The sequence below is a fragment of the Pseudomonas sp. C7.1 genome (assembly GCF_056312395.1).
The window spans coordinates 169983-196760 of the sequence record NZ_JBWDTL010000002.1 but is presented as its reverse complement, the minus strand read 5'-3'; the positions used below and the strand labels follow the sequence as shown (position 1 = coordinate 196760).

Annotated in this window: 23 protein-coding genes and 3 pseudogenes; 15 read left to right on the top strand and 11 right to left on the bottom strand. The window is 57.9% G+C overall.

Translation table 11 applies throughout. The features are described 5' to 3' along the window. Positions 1 to 13 precede the first annotated feature (13 nt). Positions 14 to 1534, bottom strand: a complete 1521-nt coding sequence (gene istA / locus AC0T4W_RS02055; protein WP_476315505.1) for an IS21 family transposase — start codon at positions 1532 to 1534, stop codon at positions 14 to 16. A gap of 126 nt (positions 1535 to 1660) precedes the next feature. Between istA (AC0T4W_RS02055) and AC0T4W_RS02050 the strand changes: the two genes are divergently transcribed. The 6 genes and pseudogenes from AC0T4W_RS02050 to AC0T4W_RS02025 all read left to right on the top strand — a co-directional run bounded on the left by AC0T4W_RS02050 (position 1661) and on the right by AC0T4W_RS02025 (position 5329). Then, the gene (locus tag AC0T4W_RS02050; RefSeq protein ID WP_476315502.1) at positions 1661 to 2338 is read left to right on the top strand and encodes a HipA domain-containing protein; all 678 of its coding nucleotides are present in this window, start codon (positions 1661 to 1663) and stop codon (positions 2336 to 2338) included. Between the two features lie 230 nt (positions 2339 to 2568). After that, positions 2569 to 2985 carry an XRE family transcriptional regulator gene (locus AC0T4W_RS02045; RefSeq protein ID WP_476315499.1) on the top strand — a complete coding sequence of 139 codons (417 nt, stop codon included), beginning with the start codon at positions 2569 to 2571 and terminating at the stop codon, positions 2983 to 2985. An 88-nt stretch (positions 2986 to 3073) separates the two neighbouring features. After that, positions 3074 to 3208: pseudogene (locus AC0T4W_RS02040) on the top strand (lysozyme inhibitor LprI family protein); the annotation flags it as partial. 61 nt (positions 3209 to 3269) lie between these two features. Further along, entirely contained in the window at positions 3270 to 3836 is a 567-nt protein-coding gene (locus tag AC0T4W_RS02035; protein ID WP_476315496.1) for a 5' nucleotidase, NT5C type, read from the top strand. A gap of 454 nt (positions 3837 to 4290) precedes the next feature. Further along, the gene (locus AC0T4W_RS02030; RefSeq protein ID WP_476315493.1) at positions 4291 to 4758 is read left to right on the top strand and encodes a helix-turn-helix domain-containing protein; all 468 of its coding nucleotides are present in this window, start codon (positions 4291 to 4293) and stop codon (positions 4756 to 4758) included. Then, positions 4755 to 5329: pseudogene (locus tag AC0T4W_RS02025) on the top strand (PIN domain-containing protein). The gene AC0T4W_RS02030 and the pseudogene AC0T4W_RS02025 overlap by 4 nt, the downstream one beginning before the upstream one ends. Before the next feature lie 284 nt (positions 5330 to 5613). Here AC0T4W_RS02025 and AC0T4W_RS02020 read toward each other — a convergent pair. Both AC0T4W_RS02020 and AC0T4W_RS02015 read right to left on the bottom strand, forming a co-directional pair. Continuing rightward, positions 5614 to 6810 carry a type II toxin-antitoxin system HipA family toxin gene (locus AC0T4W_RS02020; protein ID WP_476315490.1) on the bottom strand — a complete coding sequence of 399 codons (1197 nt, stop codon included), beginning with the start codon at positions 6808 to 6810 and terminating at the stop codon, positions 5614 to 5616. Continuing rightward, complete coding sequence (locus tag AC0T4W_RS02015) at positions 6810 to 7061, bottom strand: helix-turn-helix transcriptional regulator (protein ID WP_476315488.1); 252 nt, start codon at positions 7059 to 7061, stop codon at positions 6810 to 6812. Before AC0T4W_RS02015 ends, AC0T4W_RS02020 begins: the two co-directional genes overlap by 1 nt. Before the next feature lie 69 nt (positions 7062 to 7130). Between AC0T4W_RS02015 and AC0T4W_RS02010 the strand changes: the two genes are divergently transcribed. The 6 genes from AC0T4W_RS02010 (at position 7131) to AC0T4W_RS01985 (ending at position 15349) form a co-directional block, all read left to right on the top strand. Beyond that, positions 7131 to 7274 carry a lysozyme inhibitor LprI family protein gene (locus tag AC0T4W_RS02010; RefSeq protein ID WP_476316053.1) on the top strand — a complete coding sequence of 48 codons (144 nt, stop codon included), beginning with the start codon at positions 7131 to 7133 and terminating at the stop codon, positions 7272 to 7274. A gap of 162 nt (positions 7275 to 7436) precedes the next feature. Beyond that, positions 7437 to 8792, top strand: a complete 1356-nt coding sequence (locus tag AC0T4W_RS02005; RefSeq protein WP_476315485.1) for an IS1182 family transposase — start codon at positions 7437 to 7439, stop codon at positions 8790 to 8792. 265 nt (positions 8793 to 9057) lie between these two features. Beyond that, on the top strand, positions 9058 to 10197 hold the full coding sequence (locus AC0T4W_RS02000; protein ID WP_476315482.1) for a Fic family protein: 1140 nt from the start codon (positions 9058 to 9060) through the stop codon (positions 10195 to 10197). A gap of 105 nt (positions 10198 to 10302) precedes the next feature. Beyond that, on the top strand, positions 10303 to 11073 hold the full coding sequence (locus AC0T4W_RS01995) for a nuclease-related domain-containing protein (protein WP_476315479.1): 771 nt from the start codon (positions 10303 to 10305) through the stop codon (positions 11071 to 11073). Positions 11074 to 11148: 75 nt separating this feature from the next. Beyond that, complete coding sequence (locus AC0T4W_RS01990; protein ID WP_476315476.1) at positions 11149 to 13902, top strand: P-loop domain-containing protein; 2754 nt, start codon at positions 11149 to 11151, stop codon at positions 13900 to 13902. A gap of 787 nt (positions 13903 to 14689) precedes the next feature. Next, positions 14690 to 15349: an HNH endonuclease gene (locus AC0T4W_RS01985; RefSeq protein ID WP_476315473.1), complete on the top strand. Its 660-nt coding sequence runs from the start codon at positions 14690 to 14692 to the stop codon at positions 15347 to 15349. A gap of 132 nt (positions 15350 to 15481) precedes the next feature. On the opposite strand, the gene AC0T4W_RS01980 is transcribed toward AC0T4W_RS01985, so the two are convergent. Beyond that, positions 15482 to 15982, bottom strand: a complete 501-nt coding sequence (locus tag AC0T4W_RS01980) for an MgtC/SapB family protein (RefSeq protein WP_476315471.1) — start codon at positions 15980 to 15982, stop codon at positions 15482 to 15484. A 106-nt stretch (positions 15983 to 16088) separates the two neighbouring features. Continuing rightward, the gene (locus AC0T4W_RS01975) at positions 16089 to 16352 is read right to left on the bottom strand and encodes a hypothetical protein (protein ID WP_476315468.1); all 264 of its coding nucleotides are present in this window, start codon (positions 16350 to 16352) and stop codon (positions 16089 to 16091) included. A gap of 167 nt (positions 16353 to 16519) precedes the next feature. Between AC0T4W_RS01975 and istA (AC0T4W_RS01970) the strand changes: the two are divergent. Together istA (AC0T4W_RS01970) and istB are read left to right on the top strand one after the other, a co-directional pair. Continuing rightward, positions 16520 to 18040: pseudogene (gene istA, locus AC0T4W_RS01970) on the top strand (IS21 family transposase). A 17-nt stretch (positions 18041 to 18057) separates the two neighbouring features. Beyond that, entirely contained in the window at positions 18058 to 18813 is a 756-nt protein-coding gene (istB, locus tag AC0T4W_RS01965; RefSeq protein WP_476315466.1) for an IS21-like element helper ATPase IstB, read from the top strand. A gap of 66 nt (positions 18814 to 18879) precedes the next feature. Here istB and AC0T4W_RS01960 read toward each other — a convergent pair whose 3' ends face one another. The 4 genes from AC0T4W_RS01960 to AC0T4W_RS01945 form a co-directional block, all read right to left on the bottom strand. After that, entirely contained in the window at positions 18880 to 19983 is a 1104-nt protein-coding gene (locus AC0T4W_RS01960; protein ID WP_476315463.1) for a cation:proton antiporter, read from the bottom strand. Positions 19984 to 20216: 233 nt separating this feature from the next. Further along, entirely contained in the window at positions 20217 to 21170 is a 954-nt protein-coding gene (locus AC0T4W_RS01955) for an IS1595 family transposase (RefSeq protein ID WP_476315460.1), read from the bottom strand. Between the two features lie 213 nt (positions 21171 to 21383). Then, positions 21384 to 22745 (bottom strand): putative bifunctional diguanylate cyclase/phosphodiesterase, encoded by a 1362-nt coding sequence (locus tag AC0T4W_RS01950; protein WP_476315457.1) that lies wholly within the window; start codon positions 22743 to 22745, stop codon positions 21384 to 21386. A gap of 132 nt (positions 22746 to 22877) precedes the next feature. Further along, a complete protein-coding gene (locus AC0T4W_RS01945; RefSeq protein ID WP_476315454.1) occupies positions 22878 to 23963 on the bottom strand; it encodes a GGDEF domain-containing protein in 1086 nt (361 codons plus the stop codon). Positions 23964 to 24088: 125 nt separating this feature from the next. Between AC0T4W_RS01945 and AC0T4W_RS01940 the strand changes: the two genes are divergently transcribed. Beyond that, positions 24089 to 24253: a hypothetical protein gene (locus tag AC0T4W_RS01940; protein WP_476315451.1), complete on the top strand. Its 165-nt coding sequence runs from the start codon at positions 24089 to 24091 to the stop codon at positions 24251 to 24253. A 214-nt stretch (positions 24254 to 24467) separates the two neighbouring features. Here the strand turns inward: AC0T4W_RS01940 and AC0T4W_RS01935 are convergent, their stop codons facing one another. Together AC0T4W_RS01935 and AC0T4W_RS01930 are read right to left on the bottom strand one after the other, a co-directional pair. After that, positions 24468 to 24656: a hypothetical protein gene (locus tag AC0T4W_RS01935; RefSeq protein WP_476315448.1), complete on the bottom strand. Its 189-nt coding sequence runs from the start codon at positions 24654 to 24656 to the stop codon at positions 24468 to 24470. Positions 24657 to 24845: 189 nt separating this feature from the next. Beyond that, positions 24846 to 26771 (bottom strand): M48 family metallopeptidase, encoded by a 1926-nt coding sequence (locus AC0T4W_RS01930; protein ID WP_476315445.1) that lies wholly within the window; start codon positions 26769 to 26771, stop codon positions 24846 to 24848. Positions 26772 to 26778: the final 7 nt, after the last annotated feature.

Sequence of the window (26778 nt, the reverse complement as noted above, 5' to 3'; positions counted from 1 at the left end):
GGGATTCCTTTGTTCAGTGGTAGTAGCCGGGGCCGCGCAGGTTGGCGTGGTCGTCCGGTAGTAGGGGTAGGTTCTGTTGAGCCAGCGGCAGGTTTTCCAGGCCTTGGCGCAGAATCGATTCGAGGCTTTTGTAGCTACAGGCACCGAGGCTTAGGGCGCGCTGGCAGGCGGCTTCCAGCCGTTCTTCGCCGTGGTGCTTGCCCAGGCGCAGGATGCCCAGGCAAGCGCGGTAGCCATGCTGCGGATGCACGCGCCGTTCGAGGATGTGGCTGATTACGCCGGCGGTGTTCGGGCCGGTCTGCTCGGCCCAGCGGATAAGCCGTTGAGGCGTCCACTCGGCATGCTCGCGATGGCTCTTGGGCATGTGCTCGGTCTGCGTGCTGTGCCGGCCTTTGTGCAGGGAGCGTACGTGGCTGGCCACCCGCTGGTTGGCGTGGAAGCACTCCACGGTGCGGGCCGTCAGGCGCACCTCCAGCTGCTTCTTCACCAGCTGGTAGGGCACCGAGTAGTAATGCCCATCGACCTCGACGTGGTAGTCGATGTGCACCCGCGCCTTCTTCCACTCGGCATAGACGTAGGGCTGCTCCGGCAACGGGCGCAGAGCCGGGCGATCCAGGCTGGCGAAGGCCGACTGCCGGGAGCCCGGCAGCTTCTTGAACGGCCGTTGGTTGAGCCGCTCCAGCAGCACGGCGATGGCCGTGTTGAGCTCGTCCAGGGAGAAGAACTGGCGATGGCGCAAGGCGGCGAGGATCCAGCGCTCGACCACCTGCACGCCGACCTCGGCCTTGGCCTTGTCGCGGGGCTTACGCGCCCGCGCCGGCACCACCGCCACGCCATAGTGCTCGGCCAAGTCGCGGTAGCTGGGGTTGATGTCCGGTTCGTAGCGATGGGCCTTGCTCACCGCACTGCGCAGGTTGTCCGGCACCACGATCTCCGGCACCCCGCCGAGGAAGGCGAAGCAACGGGCATGGGAGCCCAGCCAGTCCGGCAACTGCTGCGACCAGGTGGCCTCGGCGAAGGTGTAGCTGGAGGCACCGAGTACCGCGACGAATACCTGCGCCTGGCGGATCTCGCCGCTGTGACGGTCGATCACCGGCATCGTCTGACCTGCGTAGTCGACGAACAGCTTTTCGCCGACGCGGTGCTCCTGGCGCATCACCACATCGACCTTGCCGGCCCAGGCCCGGTAGTGCTCGCAGAACCAGCTGTACTGGAAGCCCTGTGGCTGGCCCAGCCGATACTCCTGCCAGAGCAGTGCCAGGGTCACGCCTGGTCGGCGCAGCTCGGCATGCACCCAGGCCCAGTCGGGAGTTGGTCGTTGCTCAGAGGGGATCTCCGGCGGTGGCGGGAACAGGCGCCGCTCCAGCTCGGCGTCGGACAACTCAGTAGGGAGCGGCCAGGAGAGGCCGCAGGCCGTGAATCGGCAAAGGTAATCACCGGCACTGCTGTGACCTATGCCCAGACTGCGGGAGATCTTACGGACAGACAGCCCGCAATCGAACTTGAGGCGCAACACTTCACGGATTTTACGCATGGATAAACGCTCCACGACGACCTCTCTGCTTCGAAAAAGAGGCCAATGGTAGTGAATAAATCCTGCGTAGCTGCCTGCCAGAAAGTGTCCGGATGGCTGTGGAATCAGTGTCCGGATGCTCGTGGAATGGGTGTCCGGATCAGCGTGGAATCACTGTCCGGATGTGCGTGGAATGGGTGTCCGAGTCAGCGCGGAATCCGCACCGACGCCGCCGAACGGGTGTGGAATGCCACACGGGCCTATATCCCCGCTGATCGTCTGCAAGCGCAACGCGAGCACCTAGGCTGGCAGCTGCTGACCAACTACGTGGTGCGCAATGCCGACTGCCACTCGAAGAACATCGCGCTGTTTTACACCTCGCGTACTGACGTGGCCTTTACCCCGGTCTATGACCTGGTGACCACTCAGGCCTACCCGCGCTTCGCCAGCAACCCACCTGGCCTGTCCGTAGGCGGAAGACAAACCTGGACACCGGGCCGTTCGCTGGAAACCTTTTTCAAAGCCGTCCTAGGTATTCCACCGCGCCAGTATGCCGCCATGGTCGAACAGCTCTGCGAATCCGCCGTAGCGGTCGGCAGAGAAGTGATCGAAGCCGCGAAAAACGAGCCCGCCTGGCGCGATGTGGCCAAACAGATGGTGCATGCCTGGAACGATGGCATGGAGACATTGCGCAGCCCCAAAGCCGCCCCGCACTTTCGTGGTTTGGATACCGCCATCGAAGAAGCCGACTTCTCAGGGCCGCGCAAACCTGAACGCAGCCGTGAAGTAATTGGCCGCTCTGAGTTGTTGGCCAAGAAGCGCTGAAGTCCATAGGCAGGTAACCGTGACAACACCAGACAGTCACACCTGCGGCGCACTCGCATAGCCGTCTGGCCAGGCTACAAAACTGAGGATTATTGCTAATCAAGAAAAATTATAACCAACAAGCACCGCCTCATTTTTGCGACGTGAAGGTCTAAATTGGAGGTCACGGGCCGATAACCTCCTACTCTCTGAGAGGGATATATTGAAAGCACCTAGCGAGGAATATCCCCATGAGCAACGAGCTGCTGACACCCTATGACCCTGCCAAGTACCTGACCGATGATGAGGATATGGAGGTGTTTCTGGCCGAAGCAGAAGGAACCGGCGATACCGGCTATATCGCCCGCGCACGGGAAGTGGCTGAGCGAGCCAAGGCGATGAATCAAGCGAAATACCAAGCCAGCAGCGGCAACGTCTATGCCGACCTTAACTTTCCCGAGGCCGAGACCATGCAGGCCAAAGCACAGATAATGGCCTCGATCAGCCAGGTAATCGAGGCGCAGCGGATGCCACTCAATCAGGTGGCCCGAGTGCTCGACCTAGCCCTGAATGATCTGGACAAACTGCTGGCCGGCCACTTCCAGTCTTACTCTCTCGATGAGCTGGAGCGCATGCACAAGGAGATGCAGCAATGCTCAAAGATATGACAACCCGTGCTGGCGAGCAGCCAACCAGAGGCGTTTCCTCTCCTGGGTGGCCCAGAAAGCTCAGAAACGAAGCTGAGCAGCGCGACTATGGCTCAAACTCCGCGATGCCGATTGCGCCTTGCTCGGCAGCCTCACGGGCGGCAGCATCGACCGCATTAACAGCGCATCGTGCTTTCTGGATATAACTAAGCAACGTGCCGGCCATTGCTGCGCTGCATGTTGAGCTACAAACCGCTGAAGCAGCCTAACCAAAGTCAGCACCACCAAGAGCAAAGCTAAACACCATGCTAAAAGAGCCCTGCACTAAACCCAAACTGATCTTGATTGACCAAGACGGCGTGCTTGCCGACTTCGAGCGCGGTTTTTATGCCGCATGGCAGGCCGGCGGTTATCCCCACCCGGCGCTGCCACTGGAGCAGCGCCGCAGCTTCTATGTGCGTGACGACTACCCCACTGAACTGCGCGCTATTGTCGAGTCGATCTACACGGCACCGGGCTTCTACCGCGACCTGCCAACGATTACCGGCGCTGTTGATGCACTGACTGCGCTGCTGGAACAGGGGCACGATGTGCGTATCTGCACGTCGCCGCTAAACCAATACCGCAATTGTGTGCCCGAAAAATACGAGTGGGTAGAGCGTCATCTCGGGCCGGATTTCGTGACGCGCATGATTGTCACCAAGGACAAAACCATTGTGCACGGTGACGTACTGGTGGATGACAAGCCGAACGTGGAAGGGTCTTGCCCGGCAAGCTGGCAGCATGTGCTTTTTGATCAGCCGTATAACCGCCATATCGGCGGGGCGCGTATGACCTGGACTAACTGGCGTGATGTGCTATGTGAGCTGTAAATCAGGGTGACCTGATCAGGGCTTATCAATCTCCAGCGATAGCCTGAACTCAACACATAAATGCATGGCTCATCGGCGCTACAGCACCCCGCCTCGCCCAGCGCACTGATCTGCTCCAGGCTCAGGCTCAGACCACGAGTTAGCACCTGTTCGGTGTGCTCGCCCAGCAGCGCCTGGGCGTTGCGGTAGCTGACCGCCAACCGTCCCCAGTCCATGGACGGTGGACGTACTGCTCCCAGCATGTCACCTGCCGTTCATGCCCGGCCAAAATTGCATCGAAAGCTCACACCACATCGGCGATTTTGGTGGTGGCGAAACCCACTCAAAGGGAGCTCCTTCCCCCGCAAATTCGTTTCGTTTATTGCGATTTTCGTTTATTTCGAATATAAGATTATCTGTGAATGCCAAGCAGCAACCACGACGACAATTGAATACGCCCCTTTTGGAGACAGCCATGACCACCGCCGACCTCACTCGCGCCGTTCTTCCCGATGAGAAAGAAATCGCTGCGGCTGTGGAATCAAGCCGCCAGTTAGCTGCATTCCTCACTACCAAGCATGAGACACAGCGCATCGAGTTGATTGACGAAGCGCAACAGCGCGAAATCGTTGAGTTGCCTACGTTCGCCCTGCGCTTGCTCGGCGAAATCCTGAGCGAACTCGCTCTGGGCAATGCCGTCAGGGTCGTCCCTATTCATGCCGAGCTGACGACCCAGGAAGGTGCGGATATGCTCAACGTTTCGCGGCCTCACCTAGTGAAACTGTTGGATCAAGGTGCGCTGCCACACACCAAAACCGGCCGGCATCGCAGGATCAAGTTCGCTGACCTGATGGCTTACAAGGAACAGCGTGATCAAGCGAGCCGCGCAGCCATGGATGAACTCGCGGCACAAGCCCAGGAGCTAGGGATGGGGTACGAATGAGGCATTCACCGTTCACCGCTTTCTATGACGCGAATGTTCTCTACCCGGCACCGCTGCGCGACTTTTTGATGCACCTGGCACTGACTGGCGTATACAGAGCACGCTGGTCAGCCCAGGTTCATGACGAGTGGAAACGCAATCTTCTGATCAATCGTCCGGAGCTAACAGCCGAACAATTGGACAGAACGTCTCATTGATGGATAGGGCTGTGCCGGATGCCCTGGTGCTTGACTACGAAGTTCTAATTGAGGGGTTGAATCTCCCTGACGCGGATGATCGCCATGTGCTTGCAGCGGCAATTAAATGCAACGCCTCAGTCATCGTGACGTTCAACCTTAAGGACTTCCCCAAAGACGTCCTCGATACGTTCGATATTGAACCTGTGCACCCTGATGACTTTATTGCTGACCTATGGGACCTCGACAAAGCAGCTGTTCTCGAAGCGGCGCAGCGGCAGCGAGCATCGCTGAAAAACCCACCTCATAGTGCGCGGCAATACCTCGACAAGCTACTGCAACAAAAACTCCCCGAAACCGTAAAACTACTCTCCGCGTTTGAGTTCCTGATCTAACAGACTGCCGAGGTAAACAGCGCTTCACGAGACGCGGAAAAGCCATATCGGAAAGCAGCTAACCCTCAGCATAGGCCGAGAATTTCTACCGGCGCCGGGGTAGTCCAGTCATATAGTAGTCACACGCTGGGAGCCCGTGCGATCTGAAACAACCCGGCCCACCTCAGCTCAAAGCATGGGCATCATGCATCTGCGCTACGTTAGGGGACAGACCACGATGTACGGAAAATAATCGCGGCCTGCCCATCTCTGGTCACTCTGCGGCGACTTCAAATATGCATGCACTAGCCAAACGTCGGCATAAAAGGCCCGGCGCACTGTCTTATTGCTGCGACCACATGCGGTGCCTGCTCACCCAACTCAGTCGAACGAGCAAGCACCTGCTCCAATGCCTGCAACTGGTTACGGATCACTTCTTCTGGCCGCGCCACATCACACACCTGAGCGAAGTCCAGCAGTCCCTGTCGCGACGCAAAGAGCGATTTGTTGCCGACTAGATCCAGCGCCAATACGTCCTCGGGAATATAGGCCGTGGTGTTGACGATATCGTAGGCAGGTGCCAGACGCGCATCGCGCTGGACAGGGTCGGAATACAGCAGCCCGAAGTTCTTCAGATGGGCGTCGCCATTACCGACGATGCAGCTTAAGGTCACTATGGCAAATAGCTGCGCCAGTGAGCTCTGCACCTGCTCGGGCGAGCAGAACAAGCGGATAGCCTTGGCGATGGCCGAATAGCTCTTACTGTATTTTTGCTCCGCAGCCAGCCCCATCAATGCCGCCATGTCCTCGAAGCCGATGGGGTTGAGCTGCGTATCCCGGTCAAAGCGGCGCATAACGAACAGCTTGGCGTTGGCGGACAGATAGAACTCCGGCACCGCAATTCCCGCCTCCTTGGCCACGGACATGCAAAGGAATTCGTTGATCGCCAGCCCCGGAAACTCATCCCGACCACTCTTGATGATCAGGTCAGAGGTTTTCGAGGTGAAGCGCTGTGGCGCGGAGTCCTGATGCTCTGGCACCAGTACCTTTGGCTGCACGCCCGATATACCGGCACGCAGAATGTAACGATCCACCAGGCCAGCAAAAATATCTTCTGCACCGTCCCAGGCCAGGATTTCTTCCAGCTTTTCTCCGGGGAACTGCTGCCGGCGTAACAGTGCATCCACCTCAGGCGAGCTGACCGCCACCCGCCCTATAGGCGAACTGCTGCCAGACAGTGCCAGCAGCAACATCGGGTCAACGTGCGCCACCTTGGCCAGGCGGTTGCGCAACTGCTCCAGAACATAGCCTTCCGGCAGGTTCATCTGGAATATTGGGTGCAGCTCGCGGTGGCGGTATTCGTCCAGGCGCACCGGCATCAGCAAACTGATCGCGGCCTTCGCCTCGGCGTCCTCGTGGTAGCGGAACAGATAGTCTCCGGCGCTGGTAAGAACCTTCCCGCTGTCACCCTCTGGCGTTGCAACCTGCAGCACGGCCGTCATCAATCGAATACTCCATGGATTTCGTCCAGAGTGGGCATGGCTGCCGGCACCACATTGAGCTCAGCGTCGAGGGCAGCCAGCACGCGCGCATAGGCCATCATCCCCACCGAGAGGTCGCCCTTCTCGATGGCGATAACCTTTTGCCGGGTGATGCCAGCCAGGGCTGCTAGCTTGGCCTGGGTCAGCCCGCGATTGAGGCGGCGCTGCCGCAGCTGCTCGCCAAGGCGCAGCGTGATAAGGGAATAGTCCATGTTATGCATACGTTACTAAATAGATTAAATGTAACGTATACCTGACTTAGCAAAAAATCAACGCGGCGGCTGATACTCAAGGATGCTGATTGCGCCCTGCTCGGCAGCTTGACTGGCGGCACCGTCGACAGCGTCAACAGTGCCTCGTGCATTCTGGATATGACCAAGCAACGTGCCGATGACCTTGCGGGATTGGCCGAGCCCAGCCTGTGACTGAACGACAGTTATCCGAAAATAAATCCGTCCCCTTTTCGATCTTATAAGCTCGAAGAAACCTCGAAGCACAGCTGCCTAGGAGCCTGTCGGACTTTCTGACTCTTCCTTGCGCTGAAAGTATTCGCGACAATCAAGGCCCTGCAATCGAGAGCCCCGCTGATGAGCCGTTTTGTCCTTGCTGACCGAGACACTGCGTATTTACTACCGCCTTCGGTGAACGAGTGGTTGCCGGCGGATCACTTGGCGCGGTTCGTGGTCGAGGTCATCGAGCAACTCGATTTGAGCGAGCTGACTGGGCAGTATGCGGGGCGGGGTTCAGCTGCCCACCATCCGGCCGTGCTCCTGGGGCTGCTGATATACGGCTACGCCAATGGCGTGCACTCCAGCCGCAAGATCGAACGCGCGACCTATGACTCGGTAGCGTTCCGTTATCTGGCGGCCAACACCCACCCCGATCACGACACCTTGGCTACGTTCCGTCGACGTTTCCGGCAGCAGGTTGAATCGCTGTTCGTCCAGGTGCTGATGCTGGCGCGCGAGATGAAGCTGCTCAAGCTCGGTCATATCGCTCTCGACGGCACCAAGATCGAGGCCAACGCCAGTAAGCACAAGGCCTTGTCCTGGGCGCACGCCAACAAGATCGAGGCGCAGTTACGCCAGGAGGTCCAGCAGTTGCTGGCGCTGGCCGAGAACAGCGACTGCGCCGCCGTACCCGATGGCATGGATGTGCCGGCGGAGATTGCCCGGCGCGAAGATCGGCTCAGCGCGATAGCCCAGGCCAAAGCGAAGATCGAGCAACGTGCAGCTGAGCGACACGCCATTGAGCAACAGCAATTCGAGGCCAAGACGGCCAAGCGTGAGGCCCAGCGCAAGGCTGGAAAGAAACCACGCGGCAAGGATCCAGAACCGCCCGCAGCGGGCCCCAAAGACAGCGATCAAGTCAATCTGACCGATGAAGAGTCACGCATCATGCCCGTCTCCGGTGGCGGCTTCGAGCAGAGCTATAACGCTCAAGCCGGGGTCGACACCGAGACGATGCTGGTGGTCACACAGCATGTAACCCAGGCCTGCAACGACAAGCGCGAAGTGGTTCCCACGCTACAGCGCATAGCCACCTTGCCCGCCGAATTAGGCGAGGTGAAAAGCCTGATTGCGGACAGCGGCTTCTTCAGCCAGGCCAACGTGAGCGCCTGCCACGAAGCCAAGGTCGAACCGCTTCTGGCGCTCAAACGCGAGTCGCACCACACCCCGGTACTGGAGCGCTTTGCCACCGACTCGCCGCTACCACAGACGAGTAACCCAGTCGAACAGATGGCTCACCGACTGAGCACGCAAGAAGGTCGAGCGCTGTACAGGCTACGCAAACAGACGGTCGAACCGGTGTTTGGCATCATCAAGCGAGTGATGGGCTGGCGGCAGATGAGCATGCGCGGCCTGGCCAACGCCCAGGGCGAATGGAGCCTGGTGACCATGGCCTGGAACATCAAGCGTTTGCATGTGCTACGCGCGATGTAACGCGGCCGAAAAGTACGCCCACCCGCGTCCAGGCAGCTGCTCAGGTGCACGAACGGACCGCCTGGGTTCGCGATAGTCAACTCGGATGCTTAGAAAGAACGACCCCGAGCAATCAAAGACCTAAACCCGCGCTGTCATTCCTTTTCGGGTTAAGTCCGACAGGCTCCTAGTGAGCTTGATTAGACAGTGAGCCGAATAGGCGGCATTATCAGCTCATACAATGAGCCGAATAAGCTTGTTAATCGGCTCACCACTGAGTAGCCCTATGAATGACCCCTTCTGGATCTGGCAACAGCCTGACTGGCCGAACTTCAGCTGGCAAGCCGAGCAGCTTGCCCCGCTGCTGCGCGCCTGTACCCAGGCCCAGGGCCGCTTGCTTGGCATGCTCGGTGCTGTCGGTAGTGATACCGAGGCGCAGAGCAGCCTGGATGCCCTGCTACAGAACATAGTCACCTCATCAGCTATCGAGGGTGAGCAGCTGAATGTCGGCTCGGTACGCTCCTCCCTGGCAAGGCGTTTGGGAATCAGCGAAGAAGGCCGAGTCAGCGTGCGCTCCGAAGGCCTGGCGGAGTTGCTGCTCGATGCCACCCGCGCACACCAGCAACCTTTAAATCTGGAGCGCCTGTGCGGCTGGCACTGCTGGCTGTTCCCCAGCGACGAGAACCTGCTGGCACGCCCACTACGCATTGGCACACTGCGCGGCAAAGAGCCCATGCAGGTTGTTTCAGGCCGCGTCGACCGCCCCACCGTACACTTTGAAGCCCCGCCACGCGCCGGACTAGAAGAGCAACTGGCAGACTTCCTCACCTGGCTCGAAAGCAGCCGCAGCGATGCCAGTCTCGACCCATTGCTACGAGCCGGCATCGCCCATTTCTGGTTCGTCACCCTGCACCCCTTTGATGACGGCAACGGTCGTCTTACTCGCGCCATCACAGACTTGGCGCTGGCCCAGGGCGAGCGGCAGAGCATCCGCTTTTACGCCATGTCTGCGAGCATCCTCGATGACCGCGCAGGCTATTACCGCATCCTTGAAGCCAGCCAGAAAGGGACGCTAGATATCACCGCCTGGCTGCAGTGGTTTCTCGGAACCTTGCTCAACAGCCTGGAGAAGGCACTTGCCCGTATCGACCGCGTACTGACCAAGGCACGCTTCTGGCAGACGCACCGTAGCCACGCAATGTCTGCAGAACAAATCAAAGTGCTTAACCGCCTACTCGATGGCGGCGAACGCGGCTTTGAGGACGGCATTAGCGCCGCTCAATACCAGGCCGTAGCCAAGGTTTCCAAAGCCACCGCCACCCGTCATCTGGGCGATCTTCTCGAGAAGGGCTGCATCGTCCGCTTACCGGGAGGCGGTCGTAGCACCCGCTATCAAGTAAATAACGCGGGGAATGCTCCTGCGTGAATCTCACGACGACTGCAGGCATGCGCTTAACGGCCGTAATACTATCGTGCCATTACGCCAAATTTCGGTACTATCCGCTTAACTCAGGATTCCGAAGGTTGAGAAATGGACCTCACCCCTATCATCGCCCAGGTCTGGGGCACGCTCGGTTGGGTTATCCCGCTGATGCTGCTGATCGGGCTGCTCAAGTCGCCCTGGGCCAAGGGTCATATTGGCGAACTGCTGGTACGTCTGTTCGCTCACTTCCAGCTGGATAAGCAGACCTACCGCCGCCTGCACAACGTCACCCTCAACACGCCCGACGGCACCACGCAGATCGACCATGTGTTTCTCTCGCCCTACGGCATCTTCGTGCTGGAAACGAAGAACATGAGCGGCTGGATCTTTGGTAGCGAGAAGCAGGCGCAGTGGACGCAAAAATTCCCCAAGCACAGCTTCAAATTCCAGAACCCGCTGCGGCAGAACTACAAGCACCTCAAAGCCCTGGAAGCGACCCTTGGCGTTAATCCCGAGCACCTGCACTCGGTCATAACCTTTGTCGGCGGCAGCACCTTCAAAACCGAGGTACCGGCGAACGTGACCCAAGGCATCGGCTTTATCCGCTATATCAAGTCATTCCAGCAGCCGGTATTCAGCGAGGCTGAAGTCGACGCCATGCTGCACGCCCTGCAAACCGGCCGCCGCGCCCCAACGCTCGCCACCCACCGCGAGCACGTGCAAAACCTCAAACGCCGTAGTGATCCCACAGCTGAGCGGCAATGTCCGAAGTGTGGCAGTGCGCTGCTGATTCGCACCGTGAAGTCCGGGGCGAAAGCGGGGCAGCAATTCTGGGGATGCTCGGCTTTTCCAAAATGTCGAACCATGCAAAGCCTTTGAGCGCAGAAATCAGCAAGAAAGCTTGATCGGTCACATACAGCCTCATTACAGCTAAAAAAAAACGGAATATAGCAAATGAAAGCAAGCATTATTGAGCTAATCTCCGAGCATGAATCACCTATTCTGGAGTTTAAAAGACAGTGGTATTGGGATGATACTACCCAGGCTTCAGAAATGGCTGATCTGTGGGGCGAGCTGATAAAAGATATTATCTCGCTATCAAACGGATACCTAGGGCATACCGGGAAAACTCGCCACTTAGTGATCGGCTACTCGGAAGCAGAGAAGAAAATTTTTGATATTGAACTATCAAAAATCAAGCAGCTAAGCAATATTCAAGCTTTCAGAAAAGACTTAGTTCGCCGCCTAGAAAAATACACCACCCCGTCGCTAACTGATATAGACATTAATATCGTAAGCCACGATGGATGCTCCCTACTCATAATCGAAATCCCTGCCAGAGGATACATAACGGAGCTTAAGTCCGGATTAAAAACTAAAACCAGACACATTGATGAGGGCGGTGTATTAATAAGAAAAGGGCAAAAAACCGATGAAGTCAGAACCGCCACTCCTGCCGAGTACCAAAGCCTTAAAGAAGAATTTGAAGCGCTAAGACGCTCAGATTTCTTCATAAAAATCAGCCATCCAGAACCAGGGGCACTGCAAACCGAAAGAAGTATTGAAAAAAACGTCCAATTATTTATGGACAAGAACTCCAGTCTTTCTCTCGCAGAGAACTATCCAGTGAGGGTAAAGAACTGGAAAGACAGCATCATTTACGAAGTATACAAGCTCACAGATGGCTTTGATGGCGGGAAAGATTTTATCTATATTCACGACAGCTCAAACCAAGGGAAAACCTTTGGAGAGATAAAGAGCAAAGGTTATATATCTAAGCCCGAATCTTCAATCATACTGATTGACAAGCCAGCACTGAAGGATATAGAAAAGAGAAAAGATAATATATCCAAATTATTTGGCACGAAATTTGTCTATTTTGTAGACGAATTTGGACGCAGCTTTTTATATAAAGACTGCTTGCTTCCATATGAAAAATTCAATCTTCCTATTTATGTCAACGGCCTTTATGATCTAGAGGAAGAGCACGATCTCCCAGCACTTGAAAAACTTAAAGAATGGTATAGAACCGAGGATGAGCCTCTATTCATTGTAAGTGGGCATGGCGGGATAGGAAAAACCACACTCGCCAAGCAATTTCTTGATCAAATATATTCAGAAGAGCGAGACCAAGGAATCTTATTCATTGATTCGAAAGAAATCATTAATGAGCTTTCCAGGAATTCAAAGATCAGCGACGTATTTGATTTCTACCGCGCCCAGATGGACGTAGACGGTAACGAATCCTCTAGATTCAACAAAGACCTTCTTAAGCTGTCCATTGACAACGGAAGCCTAACCGTTGTTCTAGACGGCATTGATGAGGTAATTGCAAAGCTAGGAAGTCGATTTGATGTACAGGCATTTATAACTTCAATATTTCAAGAGTACTCTTCCGACCTGCGAAAAACCAAATTCCTAATCACATGTAGGGATCATTTCTGGAGCGAAGTAGGAAAGAAAATCCTTCTGCCAGAAATCATACTTAAAGCATTTAACAGCACTTTGGCACATGAGTTTTTCAACCAAAAGCTGGCTGGCGACAAGAAGCGCATCGCAAATGCAATGGCTATCGCCGAAGAGTTAGCAATCGAAACCACAACCAAACAAGGCGATGCAGAACTTGTTTATATCCCATTCCTCCTAGACATGATTGGATATTTAATCAACTCTAAGAGCGAAGATTTCACGCTAACAAAACAAATCACCAGCCGGTACTTGTCGTCTGAAAACCATACTGACTTTCTAATTGCGCAGGTATGCGACCGAGAGGTTATAAAGCTCGGCGGATTGAGCGTAGATCAGCAAATCGAATTGTTCATTAGAATTTCCATCAGCAAAGACAGCGGCATCGACCTCTATGATATAAAGCAAGAACTTCAAAAGATTGTCACCGACCCCGATAATGCATTAATCGAAAAAATCAAAGGCCATACGCTACTGGTATGCTCGGATAATAAAATACAGTTCAGATACGATGTTTTTGACGTCTACTTTTCCGCGCTACACCTCGTACATTTTTTCAAACAGAAAGACATAGCTGCACTTGATGAACAAACAGCTAGAGTAATCGTCGGATATTTGAAATATGACAGCAGCTTCACTGAGTCGGTATGCGAAAGAATAGAAATGCATGACGACCTTCTATTATTCTGTATAGAGGTAATAGAGTCCGCAGCAGCCTATGAGGATGGCAACACTTTAATCTCCTCAATTGTCTCCCTTTTACTCTGCCTACTACAGAATTCAGACAGCAGTCAGTCTAACACTGAAACCAGGACAGATCTGATAGAAAAGTTATTCCTGAAAGGAAACGAATTAGTGGGAGTAGCACTAATGGATATATTCGGAAGCTCTTCTGCAAAACCAACATTTGACTTTAGAAATCGAACACTTCGCGACTGCACTTTCGATAACTATGAGTACTTCTGGGATTGCCCAATGAATGAGAGCACCAGATTCGAAAGCTCCCAATTTAACGACATCAACCCCAGAACTGGGGTAACAATAAAAATACATAGCGGCCTCTTCTCGAACACATGCGACCTGACGCAAATTCAACACCTACTGACTGAAAAAGAAGAAGAAGAGTCACAAAACAAAGAAACAGTACTCGCAGAACTACTAAAAGTATTTAAACTATTTTACCAACGCGGAAACTTCTATCCGAGAAAGCAAGAGGAAGTAAGAAAAAACTTTCCGCCGTAAACCTTTTACCAGACTTATTAGAGAAAGGGGTTCTAAAAAACTACAAAGACCCCCAAAAACCAACCATGCGGCAATTTAAAGTTAGCGATGAATATAAGAGCGTGATCGATTATTTTGAGCAAGGCAGTCCATCTATTGAGCTCTTCCGCTTAGCAGAGGAGCTTTCTTGAGACTCATACGCTCCATAATTTCATGAGCCACTCTGATACCCAAGCGCGCGGGTGCCAAAAGGCACCCCTGCGCGCACATGGCAAAGTGGGGAATGCACACCCACCAAAGCATCTGGATGTAGCCAGCCCCCTCTAAAGCTCATTCGATGACTAATGAAATCCGATCTTTAAAGGTACAAATGACAGTACGCTAGCGGGACAGTACTCAGCTTTTACAGATTTCGCCAAATTACGCTTAACCCGCTCTACAACGCTACTTTCAGCTAAGTGCACCTGCGCTAAGCTACGCACGATTTCACTGGGTTTGCAGCGTTTCTAGGCAACTCATAATCCTTTGGTCCACGGTTCGAGTTCGTGTGGGCCCACCACTTTTAAAGCCGCGCACTGCGCGGCTTTCGTCTTTCTGGCGGTTGTTAAAGTCGCTTTTCAATCCGCATCAGCGTCTACATTTTGTCCACGCGGGTACCTACCTGGCAGTAGTCGTAGCGTCCGCCACCACGTTTGCTTCGCAACTAGCACGCCAGGCAGCTAGGCTGATCGGAACACGCGCCGCAACAGCACTGGATATGCGACGCGGAGCCCTTAGGGCTGACAAGGACGAGCGTGGAGAACCAGGGATGGCGAATCTTTATGCCGACAATCAGTGGGCTGCATTCAGGGAACAGGTAATCCAACTCGATGGTGGCGTTTGCGTTGAGTGTGGCCGTGGGCGGCAGGATGGCGTCGTGCTGCAAGTGCACCACAAGCACTACATCAGCGGGCGCAAGCCTTGGCAGTATGACCCCTGTGATTGTGAAACGCTCTGCCGGGGCTGCCATGCGCGCGAGCATGGGGAAATACGGCCCGACTCTGGGTGGGAATACAGTGGCGAGGATGACCTGGGCGACCTCGCCGGGAACTGCGAACTGTGCGGTACCGCGATCCGCCATGTGCACTACGTACTGCATAAGCATTGGGAGCAGATGGCTGTTGGCACTAACTGCTGCGATGCCCTGACCGGCACGCGGGAAGCGACAGAGGCCAGACGACGCCTAGGTCGGCTAAGACGATTCCTCGCCTCCGCCAAATGGAAGCGCAAAAGCGGGCGCCACACGATAAAACACCGAGGCTTTAAATTAGCCGTGGTTATCGAGCCGGCTGGTTGCACACTGGTTATTGATAATGTGCAGGGGAAAAAGCACTACGAAAGCGTTATGCAGGCGAAGGAATTCGTATTCGATTTTATTGATAGCGGGCAAGCGGCCGAATACGCCAAGCGGCGACGGCTGAAAAACTAACGCCACACCCTCGGGTGAACTGATCAGGGCCTATCAATCGCTAGCGCTAGCCTGGATTCAACACATACATGCGTGGCTCATCGGTTCTATAAACAACATATAAATAGCGTCTGTACGCAAACCAGCCTCTGCCTAAGCCCTCTTGTCCTCGTGCCCATTGGGCTTAGGGTCCAGCAGCATAGGCATGACACGCAGTACCAGAAGCGTCATAAAAGTACCGAGCACAGCAGTCGCCTCATGGCCAAGCCCCACGGCTATACCTACGGCCGCAGTGGCCCACAAGCTGGCGGCAGAGGTCAGGCCCTTCACACCGGCAATGTTCTCGCTTTTTAGAATGGTGCCTGCGCAAAGAAAGCCGATACCCGCCACTACGCCCTGAATCACTCGACTCATGGCATCGTGATCCGCACCATCCATTTCCAACAACATGACAACCAGGCAGGCGCCCAGACACACCAGCATGTGCGTGCGTACACCGGCGGCTTTGCCCTTTGCCTCGCGCTCATAGCCCAGCAACCCGCCTAGGAATATGGCCAGGCTCAAACGCAGGGTGGCGCGGGTAAGGTTCTCTACTTCGCCAAGGTCGGAAAATTCGGACAGCACAGTTGCCAGAATACGGTCGGTCAATTCCATCATGCTCTCCAGTTAGGCCTACTGACCTCTGAGTACGCCGCGACGGTGTAGGTTCAGAACAATCGGATAAGCATCTTGGCCTATATTCGCACTCATCCCTACCCCTTCAATTACCGCCAAAGCGCTTCATCAAGGGTTTAACGCTGATCCCATGAGCGAAAATAGAGAGGGTTATGACGATCAAGGTGAGGTGGATCAAGTCCAGGGAAGTTTCTTCCGGAAGCCCGTGTTGAATGGCGTACATCAGGTAGTAGAGCGAGCCAATACCGCGCACGCCAAACCAGCCCGTAAGGCTGCGCACGCGCCATGAGGTGCGGGAAAACGCCAGGCCGACATGCGGATTCCGCGCTGACTCGGACACCCATTCCACGCACATCCGGACAGTGATTCCACGCTGATCCGGACACCCATTCCACGAGCATCCGGACACTGATTCCACAGCCATCCGGACACTTTCTGGCAGGCAGCTACGCAGGATTTATTCACTACCATTGGCCTCTTTTTCGAAGCAGAGAGGTCGTCGTGGAGCGTTTATCCATGCGTAAAATCCGTGAGGTGTTGCGCCTCAAGTTCGATTGCGGGCTGTCTGTCCGTAAGATCTCCCGCAGTCTGGGCATAGGTCACAGCAGTGCCGGTGATTACCTTTGCCGATTCACGGCCTGCGGCCTCTCCTGACCGCTCCCTACTGAGTTGTCCGACGCCGAGCTGGAGCGGCGCCTGTTCCCGCCACCGCCGGAGATCCCCTCTGAGCAACGACCAACTCCCGACTGGGCCTGGGTGCATGCCGAGCTGCGCCGACCAGGCGTGACCCTGGCGCTGCTCTGGCAGGAGTATCGGCTGGGCCAGCCACAGGGCTTCCAGTACAGCTGGTTCTGCGAGCACTACCGGGCCTGGGCCGGCAAGGTCGATGTGGTGATGCGCCAGGAGCACCGCGTCGGCGAAAAGCTGTTCGTCGACTACGCAGGTCAGACGATGCCGGTGATCGACCGTCACAGCGGCGAGATCCGCCAGGCGCAGGTATTCGTCGCGGTACTCGGTGCCTCCAGCTACACCTTCGCCGAGGCCACCTGGTCGCAGTAGTTGCCGGACTGGCTGGGCTCCCATGCCCGTTGCTTCGCCTTCCTCGGCGGGGTGCCGGAGATCGTGGTGCCGGACAACCTGCGCAGTGCGGTGAGCAAGGCCCATCGCTACGAACCGGACATCAACCCCAGCTACCGCGACTTGGCCGAGCACTATGGCGTGGCGGTGGTGCCGGCGCGGGCGCGTAAGCCCCGCGACAAGGCCAAGGCCGAGGTCGGCGTGCAGGTGGTCGAGCGCTGGATCCTCGCCGCCTTGCGCCATCGCCAGTTCTTCTCCCTGGACGAACTCAACCGGGCCATCGCCGTGCTGCTGGAGCGACTCAACCAACGGCCGTTCAAGAAGCTACCGGGCTCCCGCCAGGCGGCTTTCGACAGCCTGGATCGCCCGGCCCTGCGGCCTTTACCGGAGCAGCCCTACGTCTATGCCGAGTGGAAGAAGGCGCGGGTGCACATCGACTACCACGTCGAGGTCGATGGGCATTACTACTCGGTGCCCTACCAGTTGGTGAAGAAGCAGCTGGAGGTGCGTCTGACGGCGCGCACCGTGGAGTGCTTCCACGCCAACCAGCGGGTGGCCAGCCACGTACGCTCCCTGCACAAAGGCCGGCACAGCACGCAGACCGAGCACATGCCCAAGAGCCATCGCGAGCATGCCGAGTGGACGCCGCAACGGCTGATCCGCTGGGCCGAGCAGACCGGCCCGAACACCGCCGGGGTGATCGGCCACATCCTCGAACGGCGCGTGCATCCACAGCATGGCTACCGGGCCTGCCTGGGCATCCTGCGCCTGGGTAAGCACCACGGCGAAGAGCGGCTGGAAGCCGCCTGCCAACGCGCCCTGAGCCTCGGTGCCTGTAGCTACAAGAGCCTCGAATCGATCCTGCGCCAAGGCCTGGAAAACCTGCCGCTGACTCAACAGAACCTGCCCCTGCTACCGGACGACCATGCCAACCTGCGCGGCCCCGGCTACTACCACTGAACCCAAGGAACCCCACCATGCTGCCCCATCCAACCCTAGATAAGCTCCAGACCCTGCGCCTGCACGGCATGCTCAAAGCCCTCGCCGAACAACTGAAAACGCCCGACATCGACAGCCTGAGCTTCGAAGAACGCCTCGGCCTGCTGGTCGACCGCGAGCTGACCGAGCGCGACGACAAGCGCCTGAGCAGCCGCCTGCGCCAGGCCCGGCTCAAGCACAACGCCTGCCTCGAAGACATCGACTACCGCGCCCCGCGCGGGCTGGACAAGGCGCTGATCCTCCAGCTGAGCAGCGGTCTGTGGCTACGCGACGGCCTCAACCTGATCATCAACGGCCCGACCGGCGTCGGTAAGACCTGGCTGGCCTGCGCCCTGGCCCACCAGGCCTGCCGGGACGGCTACAGCGTGCGCTACCTGCGCCTACCGCGGCTGCTGGAAGAACTGGGCCTGGCCCATGGCGACGGCCGCTTCGCCAAGCTGATGAGCGGCTACGCCAAGACCGACCTGCTGATCCTCGACGACTGGGGCCTGGCACCGTTCACCACCGAACAGCGCCGCGACATGCTGGAGCTGCTGGACGACCGCTACGGCCAACGCTCAACCATCGTGACCAGTCAGATGCCGGTGGACAACTGGCACGAACTGATCGGCGATCCGACCCTGGCCGACGCCATCCTCGACCGCCTGGTGCACAACGCCTACCGGATCAACCTGAAGGGAGAGTCGATGCGCAGGCGGGCGAAGAAATTGACGACGCCGGGCACCTCAGACTAACAATGCATATCCTGCGTCGCTGCGCTCCGACTGCCTGTCCGGATGACCGTGGAACAGGTGTCCGGATCAGCGTGGGCTGAGTGTCCGAATGGCGTGGAATCCGCAGCCGACAAGCACGCTGAGGGGCCGCGCCACCAGAAATAGGAACAGGGCCAGGCTCACTGCCCGCCAGCTCCAGGAATCTACAAACAGGGTGCCCCCGACCAGCAGAATAAGGACTAACTCCGACAGACGCTCCAGGTGTTCTTTAAACACTAGCGAGCCTTCACTGACGGTTGGCGGCTGGTCCGGTTGAGTCGCCACGCGGCCCTGCATGTCATCGGGCTGCAATTGATCGGGGGCTGCTCGCGCCGTGCCGCCGAGTTTGCGCTCGGTCTGGCGCAATGCCACGGCAGCAAAAAACACCGCCAAAAATCCCCAGGCAGAGCACAGCTCACTGACGCCATAAACCACAGCAATAAGGCCAAGGCCCAAGAAGTCATCCATCAGGTCATGCCCCCGACGCTGATTGCGCAACTTCCAACTCAGATGCGCCAGGGCGCTGCCAAATACGATGCCGATAACAATGCCCGCTGTCGTGGCCCACAGTACATCGACCATCAACCACTGCAGCCCCGAATCGCCCAGTTCATGAAGGCCGAGCAAGCCCAGGCCCAACATCACAAAGGGAAAGGAAGTGCCGTCATTCAGACCTGCTTCGCACGTCAGGTAGAACCTTAGTCTGTCGCGGTCTTCGGGGTGCCTGATCTGGACATCGGTGGCCAGCACCGGATCGGTAGGGGCGACAATCGCCCCGAGCAGTACCGCTGCCCCCAACGCAAGACCGAGTTGATAGTGGGCGAAAGCCGCAACAAGCCCGACCGTGACCGACATGGAAATAAATGCCAGCAGGATGGGCGTGCGCCAGCGCGGAAACGAAAACGGCACAGGCATTTTGACCCCGGCCGCAAACAGGGAAATCAGTACCGCGACCTCTGTCAGCGTTAGCAGAATTCCTGACTGCTGCAGGGGGTTGAAGTGAAAGGCGTTGAGCAGCGTAGGCCCGGCAATCAGCCCCACAGTCAAATAGACAATGGCCGAGGTAACCGGTAACCGTTTGATAATAGAGGGGGTCAGCCCCATGACCAGCAGCAGGCCACCGACCAGCAAATACCATTGATAGTTGGTCAAAATACGTATCCGCTAATGAATGTTGGAGGCAAATCTACCAGTGAACAGAAACCGCAAGGTGAAGGAAATCTAGCAGGCCGCTGAAAAATGTAGGCGAGGCAGCTGTGGCAAGGCGGAAACAGGCGAGGATGCGGCGTTTACTGGCTGAAAATGAGCATTACTCGTTTCACTCGCCCTCCGGGCCGCGCTGAAGCGCATTAGCCACAAGTGGCTTTCCGAGCCTTTTTTCAAGGCTATGTCTGAGTTAACTGTTGCGTGGCCCTATATCCCAGCGACTCACCCAAGCAAATCAACGGGTTGAGCTGCGTTTTGTAGCGTTCAAGCAGGCGCCGCCAGCCTAAATAATTCGTCAGGTATTTGGTGGCCACACCATGAAAAGGAATCATCCAGCTCTTGAGCCGACTATCGTAGGCGTTCACGTTCTGGATGTGGAAAGCGCCATCAACTCGGCGTTTCTGACTCGGGTTTATCGGTCGATGAGTAATGCCCTCTGCTTTGGCAAAGTGGGCATAGACACCTGCGCTGTCGGTGCAAAGAATCGCGTCCGCGTCTATCAGCGGGCGCAGTCGCTCCCCGACGTGGCGTGCATCAAGCTTTTCCAGCTTGAAGTCAGCCTGCTGGCCACTACGATCTCTCACCACCAACACTGGGATCTGCTCGGCAGACAACCCGCGCCGCTTGGCACTTCCACCGCGCTTACGAGGTGGGCGGGGCAGCTCTCTCTGGCCCTTGAAGGACTCCAGGAAGAAGGTCTCATCCGCCTCGACAATGCCCGATGCATGCCGGGCCTGGTGATCAGCAATTCGAGAGAGAAACCGGTGCCGCCACAGGAAAGCCGTGTTCTTGCTGACGCCACAATGGATTGCGGCCTTGCGTACGCTCAGGCTTTGGGTCAACGCCTCGGCATAGTCTTGCCACAGATGACGCTTTCTCAATCGCGCCATAGGAGTGCCCGTCAGAGCATTACTGGTTTTGCCACACGCTTTGCAGCGATACCGAGGCAGGTCGCCACTGGTGCCCCACGGGCGCAGTTCTTTGGACTGGCAATGTGGGCAGTGGCTGGGGGCTTTGATTACGTCCTGCGTAAGCACGCCGGTATGTGAAAGGCTGGTGCTCAACTGACGACGCTGCTCTGGCGTTAGGGTGGGCAGCTGGGCTACCCACCGTGAAAACTGAATCGCTTTCATGATCAATCCCTCGCATTCGGAGACATCACAACTCAGTTTAGACCATCGCAACAGTTAACTTAGACATAGCCTTTTTCAACGCTGTATCAGCAACGTAGGTAGTTTTTCAACGGCCTGCTCGCCCTCTCCCCGGAGGGGCGAGGGGATGATCGCGGCCAGCCGCTGCTTAAGTGAACAGCATCTGCACACTGCGCGGCCTTTGCCTTTCCCCCCTCACCCATTCTGCCGCTCCACAAGCGCAGTAAACGCCTGCAATGGCAGGGGCTTGCTAAACAGATAGCCCTGAAACTGCATACAGCCGTTGCTCAGCAAAAACTGCTGTTGCTCCGGGGTTTCTACGCCTTCGGCAATCACGTTCATGCCCATGCTTTGGGCCAGGGCGATAACGGTGCGCACGATGGTTTGGCTGCTGCTGTCGGTAAGCAGGTCGCAGACAAATGAGCGGTCGATTTTCAGGGTGTTGAGGGGCAGGCGTTTGAGGTGGCTAAGGGAGGAGAAGCCGGTGCCGAAGTCGTCCAGGGAGAAGCGCACACCGCGCTCGACCAGGGCGGTCATTTTGCGCAGCAGGTCGTCGATGTCTTGCACGATCAGGGTTTCGGTCAGCTCCAGGTCGAGGCGGCGGGCGTCGATGGCGTGTTCGTCGATCAGGCGCAGCATGTCGGCCACAAAGCTGTTCTGGCGAAACTGCTTCTGGCTGATATTCACCGCCAGGCCGATGTCGGCGTAGAGCGGGTCGCCTTTCCAGCAGCGCAGCTGGCGGATGGCTTGCTCCAGCACCCACTGGCCGATGGGGATGATCATGCCGGTGTTTTCTGCGTGGTCAATAAACTCGCCGGGGGCAATTAGCCCGCGTTGTGGGTGTTGCCAGCGGATCAGCACTTCGGCGCCGATCACTTTGCCGGCGCGGTTGAGTTGGGGCTGGTAGTGCAGCACAAACTGCTGCTCGCGCAGCGCCACTTCGAGGTCGCGGTCTAGCATTGAGCGCTCGGCGACGTCGCTTTGCAGAATATGCAGCAGCACAAACAGCATCAGCATGGCGGCAATGCCTTGCACCCAGGAGCCTACCACCCGCACCTCATCCGGCAGGTGGTAGGCGCTGGTGGGGCTCCAGGATGACGAGGCCAGCACAGCAAACAACCCCAGGCAGAGCATGGCCATGCCGTAGCGCAGCTCTATCCGCTCATCACGGAAGGCCATCAGCGCGGCGACGGCAATCGGCAGCAGGTACAGATGGGTCGCGCGCGGCGCGGCGGCGGTGTGCGGGTCCATCAATAAGGTGATGCCGACAATCACCAGGATGATCACGCCGAACAGCAGCAGGTTGGCCAGGCGCACCTGGTTGCGCAGCGTCAGGATAAATACACCAAGGCCGCAGAGGATCATCAGCAGGTCCATCAGGACAATGCCCCACTCGCCGCGCAGGCTGAAGAAGATGCCCCAGAGGCTGCCGACCAGCAGCAATACCAGGCTGGAGAGCATGCGCATACGGCGCTCGCGGCGCTGACCGATCAGAGCCAGATCAGCTGCGTACCAGAGCCGGATAACCTGTTTGATAAAGGCGCAAAGGACGGTCATGGAAAGTCCCTGTGTGACCTGTTGCTTCGCCAGGAAGGTCGCCCACGGGCATGCGGGCGCAGCGGTGGACCGAGTTGAGTGTAGACGCCGCAACAGACGCGCTAAGGCCGATTACCGCGCACGCAGCAGCGCTTAATCGCCGATACGTTCGGGCTCTGCACTGTGCCGCCCGACCAGGCGATTGCGGCCCAGCGCCTTACCGCGATACAGGCGCTGATCGGCGCAGCGGTATAGCTGCTCGGCGGTTTGGCCATCGACGGGCCATTCGGCCAGGCCAAAGGTTGCCGATAGCGCGATGTCCTGATCACCGTAACGCATCGGCTGGCTGCACAGCTGCGCGCGCAGGCCTTCGACCAGCGACTCGGCGCCCTGACCATCGGTGTTGCGCAGCAGCAAGCCGAACTCTTCACCGCCCAGGCGGCCGAGGGTGTCGGTGGCGCGCAGGCGCTGGTTGAGGCTGTTGCAAATATAGCGCAACGCCTGGTCGCCGGCATCGTGGCCGTAGTGGTCATTCACCGCCTTGAAATGGTCGACATCCAATACCACCAGCACCAGCTTTGCCTTGCTGCGCCGCGCCTCGCGGATGCTCTGCTCCAGGCTCTGCTGGAAACTGCCACGGCTGGCCACGCCGGTCAGCGCATCGGTGCGCGCCATATGCTGCAGCTGCTGGTAGGCCGCAGCGCGGCGGGCTTCGTAGAGGTAGACGAAGACCAGAATCATCGCCCCGCAGAACACGGCGTTGCCCAGGTCGATCAGACTTTCGGCATCCCGCTGGATCGGGTAGGTGTACAGGTACAGCAGGCAGGCACTAATCACAAAGGGCAGCGCCAGCAGGCTGCCGCGCTTGCGCCCAAGCAGTAGGTAGGACAGCACGGGAATGCTGTAAATCCAGACGAAGGCGGTTTTCGAGGCGTTGGGAATAACGATGATGTACAGCAGAAAGCTGAAGGTCGGCAGCAGGTAGAGGTAGATCCACGGCAGCAGGTTGCGCACCCTGGCAATGCGCCAGGCGCCCCACAGCAGCGCCCCAGTGGCGACCAGTTCGAAGCTGGCAAGCAGGTAGTTGCCGGCCATAAATTGCAGCGTGCAGAACACCGCGAGGGTCAGCCCGCTGCTAGCAAAAATCATGCGGACCAACGAGCGCTGGCCGACATCCTGCAAGTCGTCGACGGCGGCGCTGTTGTTACTGCCCGGTTTGGTTCGCGGTCGAAAAAACATAGCCCGGCGCTTCATAGATGGCAATTTGCTGGCTTACTGTGCCTCAACTGCTAGGGCCTTGACCAGACGGGCAGCGCACAGCCGCCGACCACAAGCGTGTTGAACCACGTGCCAGCGGGCTGATCATGAACGGCCTGGAGCTGATCGAAGTGGCACAGGGCGTGGGTATCCAGCGCAATATCCTCGAGCGCATGGACTTCGCCCCCATCGTGCGCCAACCGCAGCTGATGGATGCGCGACTGTTTCTGCCGGCATGCATCGGCCTGGGCGAACGGTTGAATGCCGACTAGACGTAGGTTGGCGCTGAGCGCAGCGAAGCCCAACAAAAGCAGACAGGGCTCGTTGGGCTTCGTCGCGTTGCTCCTCAACCTCAACCTACGGTTACGGGGTCGGCTGTAGGGTGGACCACGCTTCACCGGTCCACCATGCGCGACCAAGCCGAACGCCGCTGAAAGATAAAACGCCTGGCGGCCATATGCCGCCAGGCACTGGGCACTGGGCTGCCTAGCGTAACTGCGGCGGTTCAGGTGGCTGCTGCCAGTGCGCAGCCAGTTGGTCGATGGCGGCGATGGTGTGGATGATGTCCGCGTGGATGGTGGCGCAGCGCAGTTCTGCCTCAAGCGCATCAGGCTCAGCTTCAAGCTGTAGATGCGGGTCAAACAGCCCGGCGGTGAAGGGTTGTAACAGGTTCATGGCTCTCTCCTTGCCGCTCAATAACGGCGTGACGGGTAAGGAGGCAGTGCAATGAAGGGGCGAACGCCCTAAAGGTGGTTGTTATTGGCAGCTTCAGCATTGCCCGACTTGATGACCGAGGCATGACAGTGCTGCGCGGTTTTACAGTCTACCGCCTGCGGCGCAGGGTCAAGCCGCACCGCCAGACGGTCAACCCTGCGCGACGAGCAGCGGCGGCATCGGGCAATCGAGGATATCCGCCACCGCGCGCATCAGCTCGGCCTCGGCGGGGCTGATCTGGCCGTCGTGCTCGATGCAACGCGCCATGGCTTTGAGCAGCTGCGGCTTCTGCAACGGCCAGAGCAGGCTCAGGCGCCTCAGCGCAGGCTCCAACGCCGCTAAGCCACTGGCACTGGCTGGCAGCAACTGGCCGAGCGGGAACGGCAACTCGCTGCCGGCATGCTTGAACGCGAGCTGCGCGGCTGATTCATCCACCCCGCCGGCGCGGGCCAGCAACGACAGCACCACGCAGGTTTCAGCGGCCAGTTCCTGCAGCTGGTAGCGGCTGGTCTGCGCGCGCACGCCTCCGACATTGCGCTCAACAATCCGTAGCAGCGTCCATTCCAGCAGCGCAACCCGGCCATCGGCGCGAATCAGCAGTGCCAAATTGGCCTTTAGCGTGGCGAACTGATCGGCCGCCAGCTGCTTGAGGGCCGGAATGGCTAGATCCAAAAGAGACAAACGCATGCCGGGCGCCAGTTGCCGCAGCGGCTCGCGCAACTGTTCAAGCTGCGCGGCAACCTCGGCGGCGATACGCGGCTGCAGCAGCTGTAATTGCTGCGCCGCTTGCGCTTCGGCGGGGTCGAGCAGCAGACCGTAGAGCAACGCCTGGGCGCCACTGCAGCTGTGCGCCGCCTCGCTCAGGGCAAGATCCAGACACGCCAGGGTGCTGCGCGCGGCCAGCAGGTGCGCTGCCTGCGGATCACCAATGGCGCCAATCGCCTCACTCGCCGAAGCTGCGCTCAAGCCCGGAACAAAGGCGCTCAGGTCATACACATTCACAGCCGAATCGCTGGCGGCCGCCACCGGCGTTGCCGCGCTGATTTGCGCTACATGCGGGTAGCGGCCGTCCCAGCCGGGCGTGATGCGGCGAATGCGCTGATCCAGGGGCGGGTGAGTGGCCAGCATGCCTTCCAGCGCCTGGCTAATGCCGGCGGCAAAATACATATGACTGAACTCGGCGGCATGCCCGGCCTGCAGCTGCGAGCCATACAGGTTGCCGCCGATTTTCTTCAAGGCCCCGGCAATGCTCTCCGGGTTGCGGGTGTACTGCACCGCAGAGGCGTCGGCAAGAAACTCGCGCTGGCGGCTTACGGCGGCTTTGATCAGGTTGCCAAAAAAGGTCCCGGCATAGCCCAGCACCCACAGCGTGACGCCAATGGCGAGCACGACCGCTACCGAGTTGTTGCGACTGGAACGACTGCCGCGCCCGCTGCTACGCAGCAGAAATCCACCAATCAGACCGAGCAGCAAAATGCCGTGCAGCACCGACACCAGCCGCGTATTGAGGCGCATATCGCCGTGGAAGATATGGCTGAATTCGTGGGCAATCACACCCTGCAACTCATCGCGGCTGAGCTGGCAGATAGCCCCACGGGTAATCCCGATTACCGCATCCTGTGGCGTCAGACCGGCGGCAAAGGCGTTGATCCCGGCATCATCGAGCACATACACCGGCGGCACCGAAGTGCCCGAGGCCAGGGCCATTTCCTCCACCACATTGAGCAGCCGGCGCTCTTCGAGGTTCTGTGGCGATAGGTTAATCAAGCGGCCGCCCAACCGCTCAGCAATCGCCTGGCCACCACGGCTCAACTGCAGCTGCTTGTACAGACTGCCCAGCAGCACCACGCCAATCACCACCAGCGCCACGCAGCCCACCAGTGGCCAACTGGGCAATACGCTGTTTGGCGTATCACTGGCCAACCACAGCGAGGTGTGGCTCTGGCCAAAGAGCTGCCAGACCAGGCCCAGCACCAGGCTGGTCAGGGTGATCAGGCTAAGCACCGCCAGCGCCATCAGAATCAGCAGGCGCCCGCTGTTACGCCGGGCGCGATCCTGTTGCTCGAAGAAATTCATCGTGCCG

What these genes read in the sequence shown, in the direction of transcription:
- istA (WP_476315505.1), bottom strand. Translation starts at nt 1,534, where the DNA reads ATGCGTAAAATCCGTGAAGTGTTGCGCCTCAAGTTCGATTGCGGGCTG.
- AC0T4W_RS02050 (WP_476315502.1), top strand. Translation starts at nt 1,661, where the DNA reads ATGGGTGTCCGGATCAGCGTGGAATCACTGTCCGGATGTGCGTGGAAT.
- AC0T4W_RS02045 (WP_476315499.1), top strand. Translation starts at nt 2,569, where the DNA reads ATGAGCAACGAGCTGCTGACACCCTATGACCCTGCCAAGTACCTGACC.
- AC0T4W_RS02035 (WP_476315496.1), top strand. Translation starts at nt 3,270, where the DNA reads ATGCTAAAAGAGCCCTGCACTAAACCCAAACTGATCTTGATTGACCAA.
- AC0T4W_RS02030 (WP_476315493.1), top strand. Translation starts at nt 4,291, where the DNA reads ATGACCACCGCCGACCTCACTCGCGCCGTTCTTCCCGATGAGAAAGAA.
- AC0T4W_RS02020 (WP_476315490.1), bottom strand. Translation starts at nt 6,810, where the DNA reads ATGACGGCCGTGCTGCAGGTTGCAACGCCAGAGGGTGACAGCGGGAAG.
- AC0T4W_RS02015 (WP_476315488.1), bottom strand. Translation starts at nt 7,061, where the DNA reads ATGGACTATTCCCTTATCACGCTGCGCCTTGGCGAGCAGCTGCGGCAG.
- AC0T4W_RS02005 (WP_476315485.1), top strand. Translation starts at nt 7,437, where the DNA reads ATGAGCCGTTTTGTCCTTGCTGACCGAGACACTGCGTATTTACTACCG.
- AC0T4W_RS02000 (WP_476315482.1), top strand. Translation starts at nt 9,058, where the DNA reads ATGAATGACCCCTTCTGGATCTGGCAACAGCCTGACTGGCCGAACTTC.
- AC0T4W_RS01995 (WP_476315479.1), top strand. Translation starts at nt 10,303, where the DNA reads ATGGACCTCACCCCTATCATCGCCCAGGTCTGGGGCACGCTCGGTTGG.
- AC0T4W_RS01990 (WP_476315476.1), top strand. Translation starts at nt 11,149, where the DNA reads ATGAAAGCAAGCATTATTGAGCTAATCTCCGAGCATGAATCACCTATT.
- AC0T4W_RS01985 (WP_476315473.1), top strand. Translation starts at nt 14,690, where the DNA reads ATGGCGAATCTTTATGCCGACAATCAGTGGGCTGCATTCAGGGAACAG.
- AC0T4W_RS01980 (WP_476315471.1), bottom strand. Translation starts at nt 15,982, where the DNA reads ATGGAATTGACCGACCGTATTCTGGCAACTGTGCTGTCCGAATTTTCC.
- istB (WP_476315466.1), top strand. Translation starts at nt 18,058, where the DNA reads ATGCTGCCCCATCCAACCCTAGATAAGCTCCAGACCCTGCGCCTGCAC.
- AC0T4W_RS01955 (WP_476315460.1), bottom strand. Translation starts at nt 21,170, where the DNA reads ATGAAAGCGATTCAGTTTTCACGGTGGGTAGCCCAGCTGCCCACCCTA.
- AC0T4W_RS01950 (WP_476315457.1), bottom strand. Translation starts at nt 22,745, where the DNA reads ATGACCGTCCTTTGCGCCTTTATCAAACAGGTTATCCGGCTCTGGTAC.
- AC0T4W_RS01945 (WP_476315454.1), bottom strand. Translation starts at nt 23,963, where the DNA reads ATGTTTTTTCGACCGCGAACCAAACCGGGCAGTAACAACAGCGCCGCC.
- AC0T4W_RS01940 (WP_476315451.1), top strand. Translation starts at nt 24,089, where the DNA reads ATGAACGGCCTGGAGCTGATCGAAGTGGCACAGGGCGTGGGTATCCAG.
- AC0T4W_RS01935 (WP_476315448.1), bottom strand. Translation starts at nt 24,656, where the DNA reads ATGAACCTGTTACAACCCTTCACCGCCGGGCTGTTTGACCCGCATCTA.
- AC0T4W_RS01930 (WP_476315445.1), bottom strand. Translation starts at nt 26,771, where the DNA reads ATGAATTTCTTCGAGCAACAGGATCGCGCCCGGCGTAACAGCGGGCGC.